The organism is Arthrobacter sp. B10-11 (assembly GCF_033142195.1).
GTDB lineage: Bacteria > Actinomycetota > Actinomycetes > Actinomycetales > Micrococcaceae > Arthrobacter > Arthrobacter oryzae_C.
In genome coordinates this window covers 42,867-63,257 of the sequence record NZ_JAWMTH010000006.1, presented here as the reverse complement: position 1 = coordinate 63,257, position 20,391 = coordinate 42,867, and the positions used below count along the sequence as shown (strand labels likewise).

Here is a 20,391-nt window from a genome sequence, read left to right as displayed (position 1 = left end):
TTATCCTCTCTGGAGAGCCTGCGAAGTTAGCTGTCGGATTCGGGTCAGAGAGATCAAAGACCCGGTCCGCCACTGCAAGGCATCTGACACAGGGGTGTCCCTAGGGAATCCTTCGTCGGAGATGGCTTGCCGCTGACGGACTTCACCCCAAGGCCGTTTTTCAACGGCCGGTTGTGGTTCCCCCGCCTCTGCCAGGAGGTAATTCGTACGCTGATCCGCTGGCAGAGCTCGGCTTCGGATCAGGTAACGCTTTAGTATCGGCGCTAGTCCACAACTATAGGTGATTAATCAGCGCGGTAATAATTCCGTTATCTGCGTCTCAGGCAGTTGTAGGTGGTCCTACGAGGTGCGCGGTCAGCTGACCGTAACAAATACGTGGGCCGCGACTTCGGGCGGCAATTCCAGGGCCCCCTCGATCTCGGGCACACGCACCGAGATGTACTCCCCCACGCGTTCCAGGGCGAGGGACGCCCCCGGCCTGATCCCGCCTTCATCGAGCTGCACGAGCAGCTCGGGTTCAACCTGGATCGGTTCAGCCAGCCTGCTCACCGTTACGCGCGAGTCGGCCCCGTACCCTGTCATGGCCTCCAGGAGGTTCACCACGCCGTCGGTGAACGCGGGCGACGGCTCGCCGCCGAGCGCCGCCAGCCCGGGAATGGGATTGCCGTAGGGGGACACCGTGGGGTGGTCCAGGAGTTCGAAGATGCGCCGTTCGACCCGTTCACTCATGACATGTTCCCACCGGCAGGCTTCATCGTGGACGTACGCCCAGTCGAGGCCGATCACATCGGCCAGTAGCCGCTCAGCGAGGCGGTGCTTACGCATGACTTCAGTGGCCCGTTTCCGGCCCGTTTCCGTAAGCTCAAGGTGCCGGTCGCCCGAAACAACCACCAGCCCGTCACGCTCCATCCGGCCGATGGTCTGCGAAACGGTGGGCCCGGAGTGGCGCAGCCGTTCGGCAATCCGGGCGCGGAGAGCCACGATGCTCTCTTCCTCAAGCTCCAAGATTGTCCGAAGATACATCTCCGTGGTGTCGATCAGATCCGTCATCCAGCTCAGCTCCTCGAGCACAGTCCTTGCGTCAGGGACAAGCTTAACCTATTTTGAATTACTCCGGATAATCATCCGGCTGACTCACCGGCAGCCGACCCGTGAACTGCCGCGTCAGTGCGTTGCGCCTCCGGGACCGGACCATGTCTCAGTGACTGGACTATGACGGATGCCGTTCCTTCCCCCGCAGGCGCGTCAGGCAGAATATAGGGGATTCCACCTGCAGTACCCCGTGCACTGCCGGGCCCCTCCGCGTCCACGCCGAAAAATTGGAGCCAATGTGAGCGACACCAGCATCACTATCCCCGCCAACCTCCTGCCCAAGGACGGGCGGTTCGGCGCCGGGCCTTCAAAGGTCCGCCCCGAGCAGATCGAGGCCCTGTCTGCCGCGTCTGCCACACTCCTGGGAACATCGCACCGCCAGGCACCGGTGAAGAACCTTGTGGGGTCCGTCCGCAACGGGCTCAGCGAATTCTTCCGCGCCCCGGAAGGCTACGAAGTCATCCTTGGCGTGGGCGGTTCCACGGCGTTCTGGGACATTGCGGCGTTTGGACTCGTGGACAGCAAGGCCCAGCACCTCTCGTTCGGCGAGTTTGGCTCCAAGTTCGCCTCTGCCACCAACAAGGCTCCGTTCCTGGATGCGTCCTCGATCATCAAGGCCGAGCCGGGGACCAGGCCCGACGCCGTGGCGGAAGCTGGCGTTGATGTCTACGCGTGGCCGCAGAATGAGACATCCACGGGCGTGGCCGCCCCGGTGAAGCGGGTTGCAGGGGCGGACGAAGGCTCGCTGGTCCTGGTGGATGCCACCTCGGCTGCCGGCGGCCTCGACGTCGACGTGTCCGAAGCAGACGTGTACTACTTTGCCCCGCAGAAGAACTTCGCCTCCGACGGCGGCCTCTGGCTGGGCCTCTTCTCCCCCGCAGCCCTGGAGCGTGCCGCGCGGATCAAAGCCAGCGGCCGGTGGATCCCCGATTTCCTGGACCTGCAGACGGCCATCGACAACTCCCGGCTCAACCAGACCTACAACACCCCGGCGCTGGCCACCCTGGTGACCCTGGACGCGCAGGTCCAGTGGCTGAACGCCAGCGGCGGCCTTGATTTTGCCGCCGCACGCACGGCCGATTCCGCCGGGCGCATCTACTCCTGGGCCGAGGCCTCCGACTACGCCACCCCGTTTGTTGCCAAGGCCGAAGACCGTTCCAACGTCATCGCCACCATCGACTTCGACGACTCGATCGATGCAGCGGCCATCGCGAAGGTCCTCCGCGCCAACGGGATCGTGGACACGGAGCCGTACCGCAAGCTGGGACGCAACCAGCTGCGCATCGCCACCTTCGTGGCGATCGATCCGGACGACGTCTCCGCCCTCCTGTCCAGCATCGACTACGTTGTGGGCGAACTGCGGAAGTAACGGGTCCGTGGCGGCGCTGACGCGCTAGCGTTCGACGGCGTCGTCCGGGCTTTGGTCCCGGGCGGCGCCTTCTTCTTTCGGTGCTTTTCCTTCGGCTTTTCCTTCAGCAATGCGTGGGCGGTTGGACGCGCCGGGCACCACGCGGAAATAGCGCAGTCCCCGGGCACGGCGGTTGAATGCGAGCTTCATCTGCCCGGCGCGGATGATCCACACCACGCCGATTGCCGCGGCCAGCAGCCCTGAAGCGGCCGCCACGGACATGGACCAGCGGGGTCCGGCAACATTGGCCACCCACCCCACCAGCGGGGCGCCGATCGGTGTTCCGCCCATGAAGATGGCCATGTACAGGGCCATGACCCTGCCGCGCATCACCGGGTCGGTGGTGGTTTGCACATAGCCGTTGGCGCTGGTCATCATCGTGATGGCGAAGAGCCCCACGGGCACGAGCGCCACCCCGAACCAGAAGTAGTTCGGTGCCAAAGCCGCCAGCCCGGACGTGACGCCGAATGCACCGGCTGCCCCGAAGATGATACGGAGCCGGGGCTTGCTTCGCCCGGCTGACAGCAGCGCCCCGGCGACGGAGCCGATGGCCATGATGGAGTTCATCAGCCCGAAGGCGCTGGCATCCAGCCCGAATTCGGTGCCCACCATGGCTGCTATGAACAGGACGAAATTCAGCCCGAGGGTGCCGACGATGAAGACGGCCACGAGCACCACCACGATGTCCGGGCGGAAGCGCACGTAACGCAGTCCCTCACGGATCCGTCCCTTGCCGGGAGCCGCCCTGGGAAGGACGCGCAGGGACGAAACCGGGATCTTCCAGAGGCTGAACAGAAGTGCCAGGAACGTGAAGGTGTTGATCAGGAACACCCATCCCGGCCCGACGGCAACCGTCAGCACGCCGGCCACAGCGGGTCCGATCATCCTTGCCACGTTGAAGGAGGCACTGTTGAGCGCCACCGCATTGGGCAGGTAGTCGTCCCGCACCAGCTCCGAGACGAAGGTCTGCCGCACGGGGGCGTCAAGGGCGGAGACAAGGCCCAGTAGCAGGGCAAAGGCGTAAACGTGCCAGAGCTGACCGGCGCCCAGGACCACGAGGAGGCCCAGGCCGGTGCTCAGCAGCGCCATGCCGGACTGGGTCATCAGCAGGAGGTGGCGGCGGTTGAAGCGGTCCGCCAGGAGTCCGGCCACAGGTGCGAGGAACAGCTGCGGCCCCAGCTGCAGGGCCATGGTGATGCCCATGGCCCCCGCGTCGTGGTCAGTCAGGTGGTCAAAGACCAGCCAGTCCTGGGCGGTGCGCTGCATCCAGGTCCCGATGTTGGAAATCAGGGCACCAATGAACCAGAGGCGGTAGTTGAGGATTTGCAGGGACTTGAAGGTGGACGTCATCTCCGGCCTCCGTGGTGCCTAGCCCCGCAAGGTTCCAACTGCTAGTCGACCTCGCGGGTGGAGTCGGCTTCTTCCTCCGGGGAGTCGTCGTCGTCCTCTTCGGACACTTCGGCGTCGGACGTTGCAACCCCGGCATTGTCCGCCACGGCTTCCTCGGCACTTTCCGAAAGAGCGGCGTCGGCGTCCGCTTCGTTTTCCTGGGCGTCCTCGGGGCGTACCCGTTCAGCCCACGGCACCCACTCGGGTGCAAGGATGGAGTCGCCGGAGGGCAGCAGGCCGAGCTCGTTGACCGTGATGACTTTGGAACGCGAGTTGCGCGTCACCACCGCGTACCACTGCCACCCCTGGTAGCCGGCCAGCCTGGACTCAAAGAGGTGGGTGACAACACGGTCCCCCTCACTCTTCGCGGCCAGGTGCTGTCCGATCTGTTCGGCCGGGGCGATGCCCTCAACCGCTTCCCGGGCAAGGTCCACCGCGGCAGCGAGCACTGCGTCCGGTTTGCCGGTTCGCCATACAGGCACGCCGGCACGCGGCTTCGAAGCCGGTTTGGGGGTGCCCTGGTCAGGTTGGGAAGTCATGCGGATGCCTAGGCGTCCAGCTCGTCGGCAACCTTACGGAGGGCAGCGGCGATCGCCTTGGCCTTGTTGCCTTCCGGGTACTTACCGGCGGACAGCGTTCCGGACAGGTTGTCCAGCACGGTCACCAGATCCTGGACGAGGGGTGCCAGGTCCTTGGCGCTGGGACGCTTCGCCTTGGCAATGGACGGTGTCTTGTCCAGCACGCGCAGGCCGAGGGCCTGGGCCCCCTTGCGGCCGTCAGCCACGCCAAACTCCACCCGGGTGCCGGCCTTGAGCTCCGTGACGCCCTCAGGCAGGGCGGATTTGGGCAGGAACACTTCCTGGCCGTCCTCACCTGCGAGGAATCCGAAGCCTTTTTCCTTGTCATACCACTTGACCTTGCCGGTAGGCACGTAATCAACCTTCTTCGTTCTGGACTTGCTGAGACACGGCCGGCGGCCACCGCATCCGCATTGATATGCGGGTTCAGGGTATGACTGCCTGGACCATGTTGGTCTGTATCTTCAAGGTTATCCTGCCGGGACCCGGATTCCCGCTTTGCGGCACGGGCACAGCGGGGCTGTTAGCGTTACTTCCATGACACCCTCGCGCTACCGGCGGCCACTGATGATAGTTGCGGCGGTTACTGCTGTCCTTTCGCTGGCTGCCGTGGGCGCCGTCATGGCAATAGCCTTTGGCGGCGGCACGGCGCCCGTGTGGGTGACGTCCCTGGCCCTGTACGGCCTGCCGCTGGCGTTCCTGCTGATGATCGCCCTGGTGATCGACGGCGTCGCGGCCCGACGCCGGGCAGGAAAGTCCGGCGGGCGGTAACGTTGGACTGATGTCCCTTATACGCGCGCTCAGCAAGGAACTGGAGGCACGCAGCGACGACTCGTTGCGGGCCTTGTTCTCCGCGCGGCCGGACCTGGTCTCGCCCAACGTTCCGGACTTTGCTGCCCTCGCCGCCCGGGCTAGTGCCAGGGTCAGCGTGCAACGGGCCCTGGAGCGGCTGAACCGGCCGCAGATGCAGGTGCTGGAGACCCTCCATCTCTGTACCAACACGGACACCGCCCACAGTGCTTCGGCCGCCGGCCTGAAGAAGCTCATCCGCGGCGCTTCCCTGTCCGCCATCGAACGGATCCTGCACTCACTGGAAGAGCTGGCCCTCGTGCACCGTGCCGAGCCCCCGCACGGTGCCGCGCTGCCGGCAGGTCCCCGCCAGCGGTTCTACCTTCCCGTGGGCAGCCTGCGTGACGTGGTGGGAATCTACCCGGCAGGGCTGGGGCGTAGCTACACGGAACTGGTCCGGCTGCAGCCGGCGTTCGCCCAGAGGGTGGTGCAACTCGTGGGCGAACTGCACCACAGCGGAGCCAACATCCATCCCGCCGCCACACCCATGGAAGCGGCCCTGTCGCTGCAGCACTGGACGGCCACTCCGGAGGCCCTGCAGCAAATCCTCGCCACCGCACCGGAGCGCACCACGGCGCTCCTTGCACGATTCGGGAACTGGGCCATGGGGGCGGTCCCGCAGGCGCAGAGGAGGGCGTCGGTCCTTAACGAAGGGTCCGACGTCGGCCCTGTTGACTGGCTCCTGGCCAGGGGCCTGCTGGTGCCGCTGGACGCCGCGCACGTGGAACTGCCCCACAGCGTGGGGATCGCCCTCCGCGGCGGCGCCGTCATTGAGGACTTCACCACCACTCCCCCGGTGCCCAGGCTTGGCCAGACCACGGCGGCGCTGCGGCGCAACGCCGCCCTGGGCGCCATCGCCGAAACCCTTCGCCTGACAGGGGAACTCCTCTACAGCGTGCGCGAGCAGCCGCTGGTCACATTGCGCAGCGGGGGCGTCGGAGTCCGCGAGATGAAGCGGCTGGCCGACTCGCTCCGGATCGAACTGAACCGCGCCGGCCTGCTGGTTGAGCTCTGCGCCCTGGCCGGACTGATCCGGCTGGACGTTGACAGCTCCGCCTGGGTCCAGCCGGAGCAGCTGGAGTGGCTGACGCTGCCGCGCCAGGAACAGTGGCTGTGGCTCGTGAACGCCTGGCTGGCCAGTGAACGTGCACCGTCACTCGTGGGCCAGCCCGTCACGGGTCCCGGCGCGGCGCCCGCGCCACACCGCGCAGCTGCCGGCACCACCATCAACGCCCTCTCCGCCGAAGCCCAGCGGCCGGACGCACCCGTGGTCCGGAAGAGGATCCTGGAGATCCTCAACGAACTCACCCTCGAGGCCGAGGAAGCGGACGGCAAGGCCCCGGTGCTGGACGCTGCCGCGGTGCTTCAACGGGCTGACTGGGCCCAGCCCCGGATGGCCAGGCGCTTCAGTTCGCTGATCCGGGGTGTCCTGGCCGAAGCGGAAATGCTCGGGCTCATCGGTTCCGGCGCGCTCAGCCAGCTGGGTTCGGCCATTGCCGCGGAGCGGCCCGACGAGGCGCTGGATATCCTCGGAGAGCATCTGCCGGCCGCCCTCAACCACGTTTTGCTGCAGGCCGACCTCACCGCGGTGGCGCCGGGCTACCTGGCCCCCGAGTTGAGTGAAAAGCTCCTCCTGATGGCCGACGCCGAAGGCCAGGGCCCCGCCACTATCTACCGCTTCTCTGTGGCGTCGGTCCGCCGCGCCCTCGACGCAGGCCATGACGCCGCCAGCGTGCTGGGTTTCCTGCGCGAGCATTCCGCCACTGCCGTGCCGCAGCCGCTCGAATACCTGGTGGAGGACACCGCGGCCCGGCATGGCAGGCTGCGGGTGGGTGTGGCCTCCAGCTTCATCCAGAGCGATGACGAAGATGCCCTGCTGGAACTGGTCAGGGAATCCAGTGCAGCCGGACTGGGGCTGGTCCGCATCGCTCCCACGGTCCTCATCTCCCGCGCGGGCACCAAGGAAACCGCGCAGGTCCTTCGGACGCTCGGCCTGTCGCCGGCCGTCGAGGAGCCGGAGTCAGCACTCATCCGGCTCCGCCGGACAACCGCCGTTCCGGGCAGTGGACGTCCCGTGTACAGTGCGCCGCGGACGGCGCCGGCGGAGGCCGACGTCGACGCCCAGCTGGCGATTCTCCGCAGCCACGCGGATACCCACGGTGCACACGCCAACGGCGGCCACCGGCCGCCGTCGGGAGCCACCGGAGAGGAAGCAACACAGCTCGGGCTCGAGACCCTGCAAAAGGCCATCCGGCTCCGGCAGGCTGTGGTGATGAACGTTGTGGACAGCCAGGGGAATTCCAGCAGGGAAACGGTTGTTCCGGTATCTGTGAACGGCGGACGGGTCCGGGTCTTCGACCCTGCCCGCGAAACCGAACGTGTGCTCTCCATCCACCGGATCATCGACATTGAGGCGGAAGAGGAATTCCAGCAGTGACCAGCACCCCGCGACCCCGCAGCATTCGGGCTTTGGCACCGTGAGCGACGGCCCCCTGATCGTCCAGAGCGACAAGACCATCCTGCTCGAAGTGGACCATGAGAAGGCAACTGAAGCCAGGCACGCGATCGCCGCCTTCGCCGAACTCGAGCGCGCGCCGGAACACGTGCACAGCTACCGGCTCACTCCCCTGGGACTCTGGAACGCCCGCGCCGCCGGGCTGGATGCGGAACGGGTCCTGGACACCCTGCTGAAATACTCCCGCTTCCCCGTGCCCCATTCCCTGCTGATCGACATCGAAGAAACGATGTCACGGTACGGCAGGCTGCGACTGGAAAAGGACCCGCAACACGGGCTGGTGATGCGGACCAGTGACTACCCCGTGCTCGAGGAGGTCTCCCGGGCCAAAAAGATCCAGCCGTTGCTGGGGCCGCGCATCGACGGCGAGACAGTGGTGGTCCATTCCTCTCAGCGGGGCCCGCTGAAGCAGCTCCTCCTCAAGATCGGCTGGCCCGCCGAAGACCTGGCCGGCTATGTGGACGGCACGCCGCATCCCATCATGCTCAACGAATCCGGCTGGAAGCTGCGGCCGTACCAGAAACTGGCCACGGAGAACTTCTGGGCCGGCGGCAGCGGCGTCGTCGTGCTTCCCTGCGGTGCAGGCAAAACGCTGGTGGGCGCGGCGGCCATGGCGACGAGCTCCACCACAACCCTGATCCTGGTGACCAACACCGTGTCCGCCCGGCAGTGGAAGGACGAGCTGGTCAAGCGGACCTCGCTGACCGCAGACGAGATCGGCGAGTACTCCGGTTCGGTCAAGGAAGTCCGTCCGGTCACCATTGCGACGTACCAGGTGCTGACCACCAAACGCGGCGGGCTGTATCCCCATCTTGAGCTGGTGGACGGCCACGACTGGGGCCTGATCATCTACGACGAAGTCCACCTGCTGCCGGCGCCGATCTTCCGGATGACAGCGGATCTGCAAGCGCGGCGGCGGCTCGGACTGACAGCCACGCTGGTGCGGGAGGACGGCCGCGAAGGCGAGGTCTTCAGCCTGATCGGCCCGAAACGGTACGACGCCCCGTGGAAGGACATCGAGGCCCAGGGCTACATCGCGCCGGCGGACTGCGTGGAAGTCAGGGTGGACCTCCCCCATGACGAACGCGTGGCCTACGCTATGGCCGAGGACGCTGACAAATACCGGCTGTGTTCCACGTCCGAAACGAAGACCGCGGTGGTGGAACAACTGGTGGAACAACACCGGGGTGAGCAACTCCTGGTCATCGGCCAGTACATTGACCAGCTTAACGAGCTGGGCGAACGGCTCCAGGCCCCGGTGATCAAGGGTGACACGTCCGTGAAGGAACGGCAGAAGCTGTTCGAGGCCTTCCGGGCGGGCGAAGTGCACACCCTGGTGGTTTCCAAGGTGGCGAACTTCTCCATTGACCTTCCGGAGGCGTCAGTGGCCATCCAGGTGTCCGGTTCGTTTGGTTCCCGGCAGGAGGAAGCACAACGGCTGGGCCGCCTGCTGCGCCCCAAGCAGGACGGCCGGGCCGCCCGGTTCTACTCCCTGGTGGCACGGGACACGCTCGACCAAGACTTCGCGGCAAAACGCCAGCGGTTCCTGGCCGAGCAGGGATACGCCTACCGGATCATGGACGCCAAGGACGTCGGGCGGAATCCCAGCGCGACATGAGCGGTGAGCGGCGCTGGTCCGTCAGCTGATCCCCCGCGATCCGTCCCGTTCCGTAGTTCCCGTCCGCGGATCAAACTGCGGAGCCTGATAGGCCAGTTCGCCGCCGCTGCGTCCGCCGAAAGGACGGCCGTGGTCTGCGAACTCTTCCCGGAAGTAAGCCAGGCACCACTGCCCCATCTGGATCCGGGCGCCGGTCCTGAGGACAGACTCCCCGGTCGACGCGACGCTTCCGGCGACCTTGCCGTGGGGCACCAGGACGTACTCGTCGTCAGCGTTGTGGACTATTTCCGCGTGGAGACCCTCCAGCCCGGCAAGCTGGACGTCCGAGGACGCGTCACTGCCGATCCTGACGATCTCGCTGCTGAGTGTGAATTCCCGCGGCACCTGGCCGTTCCACGTGGCGGAGTCCTGCACGAAGATGAGCCTCGGCCGGCCGCTCCCCCGGGTGTGGTGGGTGGTGGTGATGCGGCGGACGATGCTCCGCCTGACTGTCGGCATCAACGGCAGGGGCGTCTGCGGCGGCAGCAGCGAGAACCGTCGCGCCGGACCCCGTCCGCGTTTCAGGAGCGGCGCCAGTGCACCGAGTTTTCCCAGCTTGATGTGGGGAGACCGGGTGATGAGCCGCTGCGAGGCCGGGCTTGCGACCGCACCAAGGCTCACGATGTGGCCATCGGGACCATCGACGACGACGGTCAGCCCCCGGTCAGCGAAGGTCTTCGCCAGTGGACGCATCTCCTCCAGCGACGGGATTCCGCCAGCACTGAACGACTCCAGGCCGTCCACGGCGACGCGTATTTCGCTGCCGCCGGCCCGGGCCGTTCCCCGCGTTACCGCGCCGGACTCATCGGTAAACGAAAAGTCCAGATCCATGTCGAGGCGGAATCCGTTCACAACCGGTTCAGCTCCGGTTCTCGTCTGACCCCGAGGCGTCTTTGTCACTGGTGGTCACCCGGAGGCTGCCGTTGAGCTTCCAGGTGGCGCGCGGTGCGTCCGGGCCGATGTCCCGCGGAACCTCGACAGTCATGTCGATGAAGTTGTAATTGATGGCGGCGCCCTTGCCCGTCAGGTAGGACCACATCTCCTCTGCCAGGTCTGCCCAGTCGCGGATGCTTCGGTCTGCTGTGCCGGTGGTCTCAGGCGTCTGTATTTCCGTCATGGTGATAGATCCCCTTCATTGGGTGCCGCATGAACGATTTGTCCCGAATCCCCAGGACTCGGTGGCCCAACTCTAGTACTGGCTGGTAGCGCTGGAAACCCTTCGCCGCGTGAACGAATTGCTTGGGAAAAGGGTTCCCTCCAGGCGTCAGTCGGTGGTACCCGGGCGATCACAGCGCTAGCCCCCGCCCACCGAAGGCCAAGGTCGGCGTCCACTCATGGGACACTCAACTTTCATTCAGAAAACTCCCAGATTCTGGGAGCATCATGGGAAGTATGAAAAAGAACGGTCCCGAAGCCAAGCTCCTCGTCGTCGATGATGAACCGAACATCCGCGAGCTGCTCTCCACGTCGCTGAGGTTCGCAGGCTTTGAGGTCGTCTCGGCGGGCAACGGACGAGACGCCCTCGCCGCCGCCGAGCTGCACTCCCCCGACCTTGCAGTGCTGGACGTGATGCTCCCCGACATGGACGGTTTCACCGTGACCCGCCGGCTGCGCGCCTCCGGCAAGCACTTCCCCGTCCTGTTCCTTACCGCCAAGGACGACACGGAGGACAAGGTCACCGGCCTCACCGTCGGCGGCGACGACTATGTCACCAAGCCCTTCAGCCTGGACGAGGTGGTGGCCCGGATCCGCGCCGTGCTGAGGCGCACCCAGCCCCTGCTCGACGACGACGCCGTCATTCGCGTGGATGACCTTGAGCTCGACGACGACGCGCACGAAGTCCGCCGCGGCGGCACCGTCATTGAGCTCTCACCCACCGAGTTCAAGCTCCTGCGCTACCTGATGCTCAACCCGAACCGGGTCCTGTCCAAGGCCCAGATCCTGGACCATGTCTGGGAATACGACTTCAACGGCGACGCATCCATCGTGGAGTCGTACATCTCCTACCTGCGGCGCAAGGTGGACATCGACCCCGCTGCCCCGGCCCTGATCCAGACCAAGCGCGGGGTGGGCTACGTACTCCGGACAGCCGAGAAGCGCTGACCTTGCTGCAGCGTTGGAAGTCGGCCTCACTGCGTTCCCAGCTCGTGGCAATCATGATGGCACTGATGCTGGTGGCACTCGCCGTGACCGGTTCCGGCACGTTGACACTCCTGCACAGCTATCTCCAGGGGCAGGTTGACGACAAGCTCAAGGTCGCCGTCAATTCCGTGAAGCAGCAGCAATCCTTCAGCCAGCTGCTGCAGCAGAACCCGAACATCCCCACGGATTATTCGCTCATGCTGCTGCGCCCGGACCAGGAGGCGTTCCCCTTTGGCGGCAGCAAGGAGTCCCACCCGGACATCGACAGCCTGTCACCGGCAGAAGCCAACAGGCTCGACCTTGCCCCCTTCCAGGTCCGGGGCACCGACGGGCGGAACTGGCGGGTCGTGGCATTGAACGTACTGGACGGCAACCAGCGCAATGCCGTCGTCATCATCGGCCTGCCGCTGGCCCCCGTGGACTCCGTCATGGAACACGCCTCGCTGGTGGTCATCGGTGTTGGATTCCTCACCCTGGTGCTGGCCTTCTTCATCGCAACCTGGACGGTGTCCCGGTCCTTCCGGCCGTTGGCGCGCGTGGAGAAGACCGCGGCGGCCATCGCCGCCGGCGACCTCTCGCGCCGCGTTGATGTGGAGAACCCCGCCACGGAAGTTGGCCGGCTGGGCGGCTCGCTCAACGCGATGCTCAGCCACATTGAGTCCGCCTTCGCGGCCCGGATGGCCTCCGAAGAGCGGATGCGCCGCTTTGCCGCCGATGCGTCCCATGAGCTTCGAACTCCCCTGGTGACGATCCGTGGCTTCTCCGAGCTGTACCGCCAGGGTGCGCTGTCCAATGAAGAGGACGTTGCCACGGCGATGGGACGGATTGAGAGCGAGGCCAAGCGGATGGGCTCCATGGTGGAGGACCTCCTGCTGCTCGCCCGGCTGGACGAGCAACGCCCGCTGCAGCAGAAGCCTGTGGACCTCCTGCTCCTCGCCAACGACGCAGTGGTGGACACCCAGGCCAGCGACCGGGACCGGCAGATTTCGCTGACAGGGCTCGACGGCGGGCCCCCGTCCCCGGCCCCGGCGCTGGGCGATGAGGCAAAATTGCGCCAGGTGGTGGGCAACCTCCTGGGCAACGCCCTCCGCTACACTCCCGCCGGGACACCCATAGAGATAGCGGTCGGGGTGCGGACCGGGGAGGTCGGCCAACGATCCTCCGTCATCGAAGTCCGCGATCACGGTGCCGGGATCCCGGAGGGCGAGGCCGCCAGGATCTTTGAGCGCTTCTACCGGGCGGATACCTCACGGACCCGCGAAACAGGCGGCAGCGGCCTTGGCCTGGCCATCGTGGCTGCCATCGTGGCATCGCACTCCGGCTCCGTCCGTGTGGTCCCGACCGATGGCGGCGGCGCCACCATGGTGGTCAGCCTTCCGTTCCAGGACGAGAAAGAAGACGCCAAGCACGACGGCGGCGGCGACGGCGAAGTTGTCCACATATAGGCAGCGGCTGTAGCGCGGTTTTCGGCCCGATTCCTAAGCTCGACGTAACGGCTTGAACAGGCAGGCCGCCCCGCAAGCTTGAACAAGCTTTCGAACAGCGTCGAAGGGCACTAACAATGAGCATCATCTCAGTTGACACCGAACTGCTCCAGCTCAAATCAGCCAACGTCAAAGCCACGGTTGACCGAATCAGCGCGGACGTCCAGGCCATGAAGAGGGGCCTGGACGAGCTGCAGGGCACGTGGCGTGGATCGGCGGCCACCAACTTCCAGGGACTCATCACGGAGTGGACCCTCACCCAGGGGAAGGTGGAGGCCTCCCTCGCTTCCATCAACATGGCCCTGGCCTCCGCAGCCGCCACGTACGCCCAGGCGGAACAGGGTAATACGCAACGGTTCAGCGGCTGACCGGATTAAGCCTCCGGCGTGCCTTGGTGGAAGCGCAGGCGCCACCGGGTGCCGTCGAGCACCCAGAGGGAACTACGGAGCGCGGATCCCGTCCGGTCCTTGCTGCGGTAGGTCAGAAGCACTGCTTCGGGCCCTACCCGGTCCGCCCCGATGATCTCCAGTTCAACAGCCGCACCCGGGTTCTCCTCGAGTGCCATCATCATGGCGTCCCGCGTCCAGAGCCGCCCGGAGCTGCCGATTTCAGTAAACTCCGGGTGCAGCAGCACACCGGTCCGGCCAATATCGGCCCGGGTGTCCGGGCTCAGCAGCTCCCGTTCCAGTGCCTCAACCACTGCCTCGGGAGCTGCTTCGGGCCCCGCCTGGGTTGCGAAGGGATCCGTGTCCAGTTCGCTGAAAAGGTCCGGCTCGGCGAAGAGGTCCGGCTGGCTGCGGCTTCCCGCCAGGGTGAGGGATTCCTTCCGCTCCGGCACTTTGGCAGGGGCGGTTGCGGGAGTGCCGGCCGCGCGGACAAAGCCCGGCCCTGACCGTACCGCAATGCCCTGCTGGTAGGCAGTGGCCGCAGCGCGCGCGCGGTCGTCGGCGGCCTCGTTCAAATCATGTCCGGCATGGCCGCGGACCCACTCAAAGCGGTATGTGCGTCCACTCAATGCCTGGTCGATTTCCCGCAGGATCTCCACGTTCAGGACGGGCTTGCCGTCGGCCTTCCGCCAGCCCTTGCGCTTCCAGCCGGGCATCCACTTGGTCACTGAGTTGATGACGTACTGGCTGTCGCACAGGATATGGAGCTCCTCTTCAGCAAGGTGCTCCGTGCAACGGAAGAGATCCAGCACGGCCATCAGCTCACCCTGGTTATTGGTGCCGTGCGGCCAGCCGCCCGCCCGCCAGCAATCGTCGTTCACATACCAGGCCCATCCCGCCGGACCGGGGTTTCCTAAAGCCGAACCGTCGGCTGCTGCAGTAATCGTCACCGCACTATCCTGCCAGACCTGCCCGACATTGTGGTTTGCCCTCCGCCGCAACGTTTCCTCCTACCCACTGGAAAACGCTTACCCGAAATCGTTGACACCCGGAAAGCGCGCGTGCAAGAATCGAAATTCGCAGCGAGAAAACGTTTTCTCATCTCGTTTCCCTTGCATGTTTTGCAAGTCCGCCCTGCAAGCTCACGGCGCGGTTCCGGCCGTGCCAAACCATTTCCACCGGCAGTACACAGGAAGGCGTATCAATGAAGATCTCGTCCGGAAGCAAGCTACGACTGAAGATAGGAGCCACCGCCGCTGCCCTTGCACTGCTCGTCACGGGATGCGCGGGGTCAGCAGGCTCCGGCGGAGACAAGGAAGTCACCTTGACCTTCGCCTGGTGGGGCAACGAATACCTCAATGCCCAGACCCAGAAGGTCATTGAGGCATTCGAGGCAGAGCACCCGAACATCAAGATCAAGGCGGCGCCCGGGGAATGGGGAGGGTACTGGGACAAACTGGCAACCACCACAGCGGCCAATGATGCGCCGGACGTGATCCAGATGGATCAAAAGTACATCGCCGAGTACGGGGGCCGCGGCGCCCTTCTGGACCTGGCCAAGCAGGACGGCATCGACCTTTCCAAAATGGACAAGGAACAGCTCGCCTCCGGCCAGTACGACGACGCCCAGTACGGCCTCAGCACCGGCAAGAACGCCTACGTGATCATGGCTAACACCAAGGTGTTCGAGGCCGCCAACGTCCCGTTGCCCGATGACTCCACCTGGACCTGGGACGACTTCAACAGCATCGCTACGAAGCTCACGGAGTCGGGCGGGGGCACCAGCTACGGCGCTGCCTATGGCAGCAACGAAGCCGACCTCATCATCTGGCTTCGGCAGCACGGCCAGAACCTGTACTCGCCGGACGGCAAGCTGGACTTCGACACGGCGACGGCGGCGTCGTTCTGGGAGCGGTTGAAGAAGCAGCGCGATTCGAAAGCGAGCCCGCCGGCAAGCGTCGCAACCGAGGACGCCGGAGCGGGACTGGAAGAGAGCTTGTTCGGCACCAACCGGATCGGCATGGCGTGGTGGTGGACCAACCAGCTCGGGTCCCTGGAGACCACCACGGGAAGCAGCATCAGGATGCTTCGCGCCCCGAGCATGGACGGGCAGGCCGCAGACAACGGCATGTATTACAAACCGACCATGTTCTGGTCGGCGTCGTCGAGGTCGAAGAACCCGGAGGCGGCCGCAACGTTCATCAACTACCTGGCAAACAGCCCCGCCGCGGGAGCCATCCTGATGACCGACCGCGGCATCCCTGCCAACTCAGAAGTTCTCGCAGACATCACGCCCAAGCTCAAAGCGGCTGACACCACCGTGGTCGGCTTCCTCCAGGACATCAACCCCGACATGGCCGAGGCACCGCCTGTGCCGCCGGTCGGGTCGGGCAGCGTGCAGAACGTCATCAAGCGCTACACCGACGAGGTCCTTTACGACCGCAAGTCGCCTTCCGCCGCCGCGGAGGAGTTCAAGAAGGAGGTCGAAGGGATGCTGGCCTCCGCCCGCAAATAGTCCCGGGCCTTCCTGCTGCAAAAAAGTGCGGCCCCCTCGAAATGAGGGAGCCGCACTTTTTGCGCGTTGGGCGCGGTTGGGAGGATTAGAACCCGCCCATGCCGCCCATCTCGTCGCCGCCACCCATGGCCGGAGCGTTCTTCTCCGGCTTGTCGGCCACTACGGCCTCGGTGGTGAGGAACAGGCCCGCGATGGATGCAGCGTTCTGCAGGGCAGAGCGCGTGACCTTGACGGGGTCGTTGATGCCGGCAGCCAGCAGGTCAACATACTGTCCGGTTGCGGCGTTCAGGCCGTGACCGGCAGGCAGGCCGCGGACCTTGTCAACAACAACGCCCGGCTCGAGGCCGGCGTTGAAGGCGATCTGCTTCAGCGGCGCGTCAATGGCAACGCGGACGATGTTGGCGCCCGTTGCTTCGTCGCCTTCGAGCTGCAGGTTGGCGAATGCCTTGGCGCCGGCCTGGATGAGGGCAACGCCGCCACCGGCAACGATGCCTTCTTCAACGGCAGCCTTCGCGTTGCGGACAGCGTCCTCAATGCGGTGCTTGCGTTCCTTGAGCTCAACTTCGGTTGCGGCACCGGCCTTGATGACTGCAACGCCGCCGGCCAGCTTGGCCAGGCGTTCCTGCAGCTTCTCGCGGTCGTAGTCCGAATCGGAGTTCTCGATCTCGGCGCGGATCTGGGAAACGCGGCCGGCGATCTGGTCGGCGTCGCCGGCACCCTCGACGATGGTGGTCTCGTCCTTAGTGACAACAACCTTGCGTGCCCTGCCCAGGAGTTCGAGGCCGGCGGTCTCAAGCTTGAGGCCGACTTCCTCGGAGATGACCTGGCCACCGGTGAGGATGGCGATGTCCGCGAGCTGCGCCTTGCGGCGGTCTCCGAAGCCCGGAGCCTTGACGGCGACGGACTTGAAGGTGCCACGGATCTTGTTGACGATCAGGGTGGCCAGGGCCTCGCCCTCGATGTCTTCGGCAATGATCAGCAGCGGCTTGGAAGACTGCATGACCTTTTCGAGGACAGCAACCAGTTCCTTGACGTTGGAGATCTTGGAGTTGACGATCAGGATGTACGGATCCTCGAGGACCGTTTCCTGGCGCTCAGCGTCGGTGACGAAGTAAGCGGAGATGTAGCCCTTGTCGAAGCGCATGCCTTCGGTGAGCTCAAGCTCGAGGCCGAAGGTGTTGGACTCCTCGACGGTGATGACACCTTCCTTGCCGACCTTGTCCAGTGCCTCAGCGATCAGCGCGCCGATTTCGTCGTCACCGGCGGAGATGGACGCGGTGGCGGCGATCTCTTCCTTGGTTTCGATTTCCTTGGCGGAAGCGAGCAGCTCGGTGGTGACGGCTTCAACAGCCTTCTCGATGCCGCGCTTCAGGGACAGCGGGTCAGCGCCGGCAGCGACGTTGCGCAGGCCTTCCTTGACCAGGGCCTGTGCGAGCACGGTGGCCGTGGTGGTGCCGTCGCCAGCGACGTCATCCGTCTTCTTGGCAACTTCCTTGACCAGCTCGGCGCCGATCTTTTCGTAAGGATCGTCCAGCTCGATCTCCTTGGCGATGGAAACACCATCGTTGGTGATCGTGGGGGCGCCCCACTTCTTTTCGAGGACGACGTTGCGTCCACGCGGGCCGAGGGTGACCTTGACGGCGTCGGCGAGGATGTTCAGGCCCCGCTCAAGACCGCGGCGTGCCTCTTCATCAAATGCAATGATCTTGGCCATAACGGCAGTAGTCCTTTCGGGACAGTCGTTAAGAATGAACCTTCGCTGCGGCGCCCGCGACGGACGACCCTTCACCGGCGGCCTCTGTATGCCACGCGGATGGGATCTCACCCAGCAAGGTATTTCTTTCGCTCCTGGTCCTTCCGCCCTCTTCGCAACCGGCCGGAACCGGGCATCGAGTTAGCAGTCAGTCCGTGGGAGTGCTAAGTCAATAATTAGCACTCCCCCGGGGAGAGTGCAAGCAGGGATTGCCCGGAAAGCGCTCCTGCGGCCTGCACTACGCTAGTAGCGATCAGCCGCCGGCACGGGCGGACCTTTCACTTCCGCTCATCCGGGCCCTGTTGTCTGCGCCGTAGGTGAACACCATGTAGTTGGCGGCGGTGATATCGCCGTTGCTATCGAAACTGATCGGCCCGGACTCGCCGTCGTAATCCGCGGGGTTGCCGGCCCTGATGGCACCGGCACAATCCTTGTAGCTCTTGCACGGCTGGACAGTTCCCTTGTCGACACCGCCGGGGCCGCGCTGTCCGGAGACCCCGACCAGCTGCGCGGCAATGGACGAGCCCGCGTCGTCCTGCGCCGCGGCCGCTGCAATGGCGGCCAGGTTCACGGCGTCATATGCCTCCGCGGCAAACGTCATGTCCTTGAGTCCGGGATCAACCGCCACCAGCTCGCCCTGGAAGTGCGCGGACGGGAACACGCCAGGCAGGATGCCGCGGGCACCCTCGAGGGCCTTGGATCCGAGGGCCGATCCGTACTGGTTGATTGCACCGTCGCTGAGGATCAGTTTGCTGCCGGCCAGCCCCGCGTTGTTGAGTTCGGCTATGGCGCCCTGGGCTCCGGCGCGGGCCACCAGGACGACGGCGTCAGGGCCTGCGGCTTTGGCGGCTGCAGCCGCCTGCTGCGCCTGGCCGGACGTGAACGCGGCCTCTGCCACGGTACCGAGGCCGGCCGCCTTCGCCGCGGCGGCGACGGCAACGGAAACGTCCTTGCCGTAGATGCCGTCCTCGTGCAGGATGGCGATTGTCCGGGCCCCGCTGTCCTTGGCCAGCTTGACCAGCACGGGAGCCTGGGCAACGTCGGCCGCCGACGTGCGGAAGTAGTATCCGCCGCTCCGGTACCTGGTCAGTCCGTGCGCAGTGTTTGCCGGAGAGATGACGGCCACCTTGGCCCGCGACAGGACGTCGATTGCCCCCGGGGCCCGGCTGGAGTCGGTCGGACCGATGACGACATCCGCCTTGGCCGCCACGAGTTCCTTCGCCTGGGCGGTTGTGTCCTCGCTGATGTTCTCGGGGAGGAGCTCCACCGGCCGCCCCTTGTGGCCCCCTGCGGCGTTGATCTCCTGGACCGCCAGTTTCGCCGCGGCAAGCTGCGCGGAGTTGAGGAAGGACTGCTTCCCGGTGTTGTCCAGCATCAGCCCTATCCGCAGCGTGCCGTCACCGCCGGCGTCCACGGCATCAACCCGGACGTTGCCGCTCGGACCGGAGCAGCCAGCAAGCACGAGCGCCGTTCCGGCCGCAAGGACCAGCGTTGCGGATATCCGCAGCCGGGGCCGAACGGGGCGGGCGGGGACGCCTGTGCCGTGCATTGCCGCGGTGGAGAGCATCAGGCCGGCCGGACGTTTTCTGCCTGCGGACCCTTCTCGCCTTCACCGACTTCGAACTGCACCCGCTGTCCTTCGTCGAGGGCGCGGTAGCCCTCGCCTTCGATGGCCGACCAGTGCACGAAGACGTCGTCTCCGGAGGCGTCAACGGTGATGAAGCCATAGCCTTTTTCGGCATTGAACCATTTGACGGTTCCCGTTGCCATGTTGCCCACTTTCCGGTTGCTTTGTTCGGCCCACCTCACTGTGCGCCGTTGGGACGGTCCGCTGTGGTGCGGCATCCGGAATCACTGTAGCCATTGCCGTTTGCCGGGCGCAGGATCGCGGCCTGCGCGCCCTCAATAGTTATTCAGGCGTAACCGAATTCCCTTACTGGAAGCCGGGCCCGAGGACCACGACCACCGGCTGTTGGAACTCGGCGGAGTCCACCAGCGAGGTGATGTTCAGGAGCTCCCCCAGCGCCTCGGCGTTCGCTTTTTGCTCAGCGCCGCTGTAGTAGATGACGGAGGATTGCTGCGGCATTCCGCCCCAGTTGCCCACCGGGCCCAGGGTCCAGCCCTCGCCTGCCACGGTGCTGCTCACACGGCCGGCAAGCCCCGCGGTGGTGGTTCCGTTGTAGACCGCCACTGCCTGGGACTTATCGACGGCTTGCGCCTCGGCAGAAGGAACTTCCGAGGGCGGGCTGCCGGCGGACGGCGTCTCGCTGGCGGAGGGCACCGCGCCCGGGTCTGCGCTGGGTTCGGCACCCGGGGACGCCGTGCCTTGGGGCGTCTCCGCGGAGGCCGAAGGGCTGCTGAGCGCCGACCCTGCCGCCATCAGCGGGCTGCCGGAAGGAGTAATTCCCAGCTTCGGCAGGAAAAGGAAGGCAACCAGTCCGATGGCCAGCGCCACAACGCCGACGGCCAGGATCGGACCCAGCCTGCGCCGGGAGGACTCGGAGGCGACCCGGTGTACACCCTGTCGTGAGGAGGTCTCCGGGACCCTGTCGAATTCATCCCGAGCGTATTTGGTCATGGTAAAACGATGTCCTTGTTGGTTCTCGCTGGTTGCCCGGCCCTG

At 65.5% G+C, this 20,391-nt stretch carries 19 protein-coding genes and 1 riboswitch; of the genes, 8 read left to right on the top strand and 11 right to left on the bottom strand.

The annotated features are described in order from the left end of the window. Positions 1 to 244, bottom strand: a riboswitch (cyclic di-AMP (ydaO/yuaA leader). 110 nt (positions 245 to 354) lie between these two features. Then, the gene (locus RW112_RS17625) at positions 355 to 1,050 is read right to left on the bottom strand and encodes a metal-dependent transcriptional regulator (protein ID WP_317783004.1); all 696 of its coding nucleotides are present in this window, start codon (positions 1,048 to 1,050) and stop codon (positions 355 to 357) included. 280 nt (positions 1,051 to 1,330) lie between these two features. Between RW112_RS17625 and serC the strand changes: the two genes are divergently transcribed. Further along, a complete protein-coding gene (gene serC, locus RW112_RS17620) occupies positions 1,331 to 2,461 on the top strand; it encodes a phosphoserine transaminase (RefSeq protein WP_317783003.1) in 1,131 nt (376 codons plus the stop codon). Between the two features lie 24 nt (positions 2,462 to 2,485). On the opposite strand, the gene RW112_RS17615 is transcribed toward serC, so the two are convergent. The 3 genes from RW112_RS17615 to RW112_RS17605 are packed head-to-tail and all read right to left on the bottom strand — an operon-like array spanning position 2,486 to position 4,820. Continuing rightward, entirely contained in the window at positions 2,486 to 3,850 is a 1,365-nt protein-coding gene (locus RW112_RS17615; RefSeq protein WP_317783002.1) for an MFS transporter, read from the bottom strand. 41 nt (positions 3,851 to 3,891) lie between these two features. Then, complete coding sequence (locus RW112_RS17610) at positions 3,892 to 4,428, bottom strand: DUF3027 domain-containing protein (protein WP_317783001.1); 537 nt, start codon at positions 4,426 to 4,428, stop codon at positions 3,892 to 3,894. 8 nt (positions 4,429 to 4,436) lie between these two features. After that, complete coding sequence (locus RW112_RS17605) at positions 4,437 to 4,820, bottom strand: cold-shock protein (protein WP_011690655.1); 384 nt, start codon at positions 4,818 to 4,820, stop codon at positions 4,437 to 4,439. A 184-nt stretch (positions 4,821 to 5,004) separates the two neighbouring features. Between RW112_RS17605 and RW112_RS17600 the strand changes: the two genes are divergently transcribed. From RW112_RS17600 to RW112_RS17590, 3 genes are read left to right on the top strand one after another with little or no spacing between them, the layout of a single operon-like run. Next, positions 5,005 to 5,238, top strand: coding sequence for a hypothetical protein (locus tag RW112_RS17600; RefSeq protein ID WP_317783000.1), 234 nt, complete (start codon positions 5,005 to 5,007; stop codon positions 5,236 to 5,238). A gap of 10 nt (positions 5,239 to 5,248) precedes the next feature. After that, positions 5,249 to 7,753: a helicase-associated domain-containing protein gene (locus tag RW112_RS17595; RefSeq protein WP_317782999.1), complete on the top strand. Its 2,505-nt coding sequence runs from the start codon at positions 5,249 to 5,251 to the stop codon at positions 7,751 to 7,753. 40 nt (positions 7,754 to 7,793) lie between these two features. After that, on the top strand, positions 7,794 to 9,449 hold the full coding sequence (locus tag RW112_RS17590; protein ID WP_317782998.1) for a DNA repair helicase XPB: 1,656 nt from the start codon (positions 7,794 to 7,796) through the stop codon (positions 9,447 to 9,449). Between the two features lie 21 nt (positions 9,450 to 9,470). Here the strand turns inward: RW112_RS17590 and RW112_RS17585 are convergent, their stop codons facing one another. After that, positions 9,471 to 10,319: an FHA domain-containing protein gene (locus RW112_RS17585; protein WP_317782997.1), complete on the bottom strand. Its 849-nt coding sequence runs from the start codon at positions 10,317 to 10,319 to the stop codon at positions 9,471 to 9,473. A 28-nt stretch (positions 10,320 to 10,347) separates the two neighbouring features. Then, positions 10,348 to 10,605 carry a hypothetical protein gene (locus RW112_RS17580; protein WP_317782996.1) on the bottom strand — a complete coding sequence of 86 codons (258 nt, stop codon included), beginning with the start codon at positions 10,603 to 10,605 and terminating at the stop codon, positions 10,348 to 10,350. Positions 10,606 to 10,880: 275 nt separating this feature from the next. Here RW112_RS17580 and RW112_RS17575 point away from each other — a divergent pair, with 275 nt between their 5' ends. The 3 genes from RW112_RS17575 to RW112_RS17565 all read left to right on the top strand — a co-directional run bounded on the left by RW112_RS17575 (position 10,881) and on the right by RW112_RS17565 (position 13,482). Next, positions 10,881 to 11,591, top strand: coding sequence for a response regulator transcription factor (locus tag RW112_RS17575; protein WP_317782995.1), 711 nt, complete (start codon positions 10,881 to 10,883; stop codon positions 11,589 to 11,591). Between the two features lie 2 nt (positions 11,592 to 11,593). After that, complete coding sequence (locus tag RW112_RS17570; RefSeq protein ID WP_317782994.1) at positions 11,594 to 13,075, top strand: HAMP domain-containing sensor histidine kinase; 1,482 nt, start codon at positions 11,594 to 11,596, stop codon at positions 13,073 to 13,075. Positions 13,076 to 13,191: 116 nt separating this feature from the next. Further along, positions 13,192 to 13,482 carry a WXG100 family type VII secretion target gene (locus RW112_RS17565; RefSeq protein WP_305939842.1) on the top strand — a complete coding sequence of 97 codons (291 nt, stop codon included), beginning with the start codon at positions 13,192 to 13,194 and terminating at the stop codon, positions 13,480 to 13,482. 5 nt (positions 13,483 to 13,487) lie between these two features. Here RW112_RS17565 and RW112_RS17560 read toward each other — a convergent pair whose 3' ends face one another. Next, the gene (locus RW112_RS17560) at positions 13,488 to 14,450 is read right to left on the bottom strand and encodes a ribonuclease HI family protein (protein WP_317782993.1); all 963 of its coding nucleotides are present in this window, start codon (positions 14,448 to 14,450) and stop codon (positions 13,488 to 13,490) included. A 254-nt stretch (positions 14,451 to 14,704) separates the two neighbouring features. Between RW112_RS17560 and RW112_RS17555 the strand changes: the two genes are divergently transcribed. Beyond that, complete coding sequence (locus tag RW112_RS17555; protein WP_317782992.1) at positions 14,705 to 16,015, top strand: ABC transporter substrate-binding protein; 1,311 nt, start codon at positions 14,705 to 14,707, stop codon at positions 16,013 to 16,015. Positions 16,016 to 16,100: 85 nt separating this feature from the next. Here the strand turns inward: RW112_RS17555 and groL are convergent, their stop codons facing one another. From groL to RW112_RS17535, 4 genes are all read right to left on the bottom strand, one after another. Next, positions 16,101 to 17,729 carry a chaperonin GroEL gene (gene groL, locus RW112_RS17550; RefSeq protein WP_305939839.1) on the bottom strand — a complete coding sequence of 543 codons (1,629 nt, stop codon included), beginning with the start codon at positions 17,727 to 17,729 and terminating at the stop codon, positions 16,101 to 16,103. A 292-nt stretch (positions 17,730 to 18,021) separates the two neighbouring features. Continuing rightward, positions 18,022 to 19,335, bottom strand: coding sequence for an ABC transporter substrate-binding protein (locus tag RW112_RS17545; RefSeq protein WP_317782991.1), 1,314 nt, complete (start codon positions 19,333 to 19,335; stop codon positions 18,022 to 18,024). After that, positions 19,335 to 19,538 (bottom strand): cold-shock protein, encoded by a 204-nt coding sequence (locus tag RW112_RS17540; protein WP_305939837.1) that lies wholly within the window; start codon positions 19,536 to 19,538, stop codon positions 19,335 to 19,337. The genes RW112_RS17545 and RW112_RS17540 overlap by 1 nt, the downstream gene beginning before the upstream one ends. Positions 19,539 to 19,701: 163 nt before the next feature. Further along, complete coding sequence (locus tag RW112_RS17535; protein WP_317782990.1) at positions 19,702 to 20,346, bottom strand: LytR C-terminal domain-containing protein; 645 nt, start codon at positions 20,344 to 20,346, stop codon at positions 19,702 to 19,704. Positions 20,347 to 20,391: the final 45 nt, after the last annotated feature.

Coding starts and splice junctions, on each gene's coding strand:
- RW112_RS17580 (WP_317782996.1), bottom strand. CDS start 10,605: ATGACGGAAATACAGACGCCTGAGACCACCGGCACAGCAGACCGAAGC.
- RW112_RS17545 (WP_317782991.1), bottom strand. CDS start 19,335: ATGCTCTCCACCGCGGCAATGCACGGCACAGGCGTCCCCGCCCGCCCC.
- RW112_RS17625 (WP_317783004.1), bottom strand. CDS start 1,050: ATGACGGATCTGATCGACACCACGGAGATGTATCTTCGGACAATCTTG.
- RW112_RS17615 (WP_317783002.1), bottom strand. CDS start 3,850: ATGACGTCCACCTTCAAGTCCCTGCAAATCCTCAACTACCGCCTCTGG.
- RW112_RS17585 (WP_317782997.1), bottom strand. CDS start 10,319: ATGGATCTGGACTTTTCGTTTACCGATGAGTCCGGCGCGGTAACGCGG.
- RW112_RS17595 (WP_317782999.1), top strand. CDS start 5,249: ATGTCCCTTATACGCGCGCTCAGCAAGGAACTGGAGGCACGCAGCGAC.
- RW112_RS17535 (WP_317782990.1), bottom strand. CDS start 20,346: ATGACCAAATACGCTCGGGATGAATTCGACAGGGTCCCGGAGACCTCC.
- RW112_RS17555 (WP_317782992.1), top strand. CDS start 14,705: ATGAAGATCTCGTCCGGAAGCAAGCTACGACTGAAGATAGGAGCCACC.
- RW112_RS17565 (WP_305939842.1), top strand. CDS start 13,192: ATGAGCATCATCTCAGTTGACACCGAACTGCTCCAGCTCAAATCAGCC.
- RW112_RS17540 (WP_305939837.1), bottom strand. CDS start 19,538: ATGGCAACGGGAACCGTCAAATGGTTCAATGCCGAAAAAGGCTATGGC.
- RW112_RS17600 (WP_317783000.1), top strand. CDS start 5,005: ATGACACCCTCGCGCTACCGGCGGCCACTGATGATAGTTGCGGCGGTT.
- groL (WP_305939839.1), bottom strand. CDS start 17,729: ATGGCCAAGATCATTGCATTTGATGAAGAGGCACGCCGCGGTCTTGAG.
- RW112_RS17610 (WP_317783001.1), bottom strand. CDS start 4,428: ATGACTTCCCAACCTGACCAGGGCACCCCCAAACCGGCTTCGAAGCCG.
- RW112_RS17575 (WP_317782995.1), top strand. CDS start 10,881: ATGAAAAAGAACGGTCCCGAAGCCAAGCTCCTCGTCGTCGATGATGAA.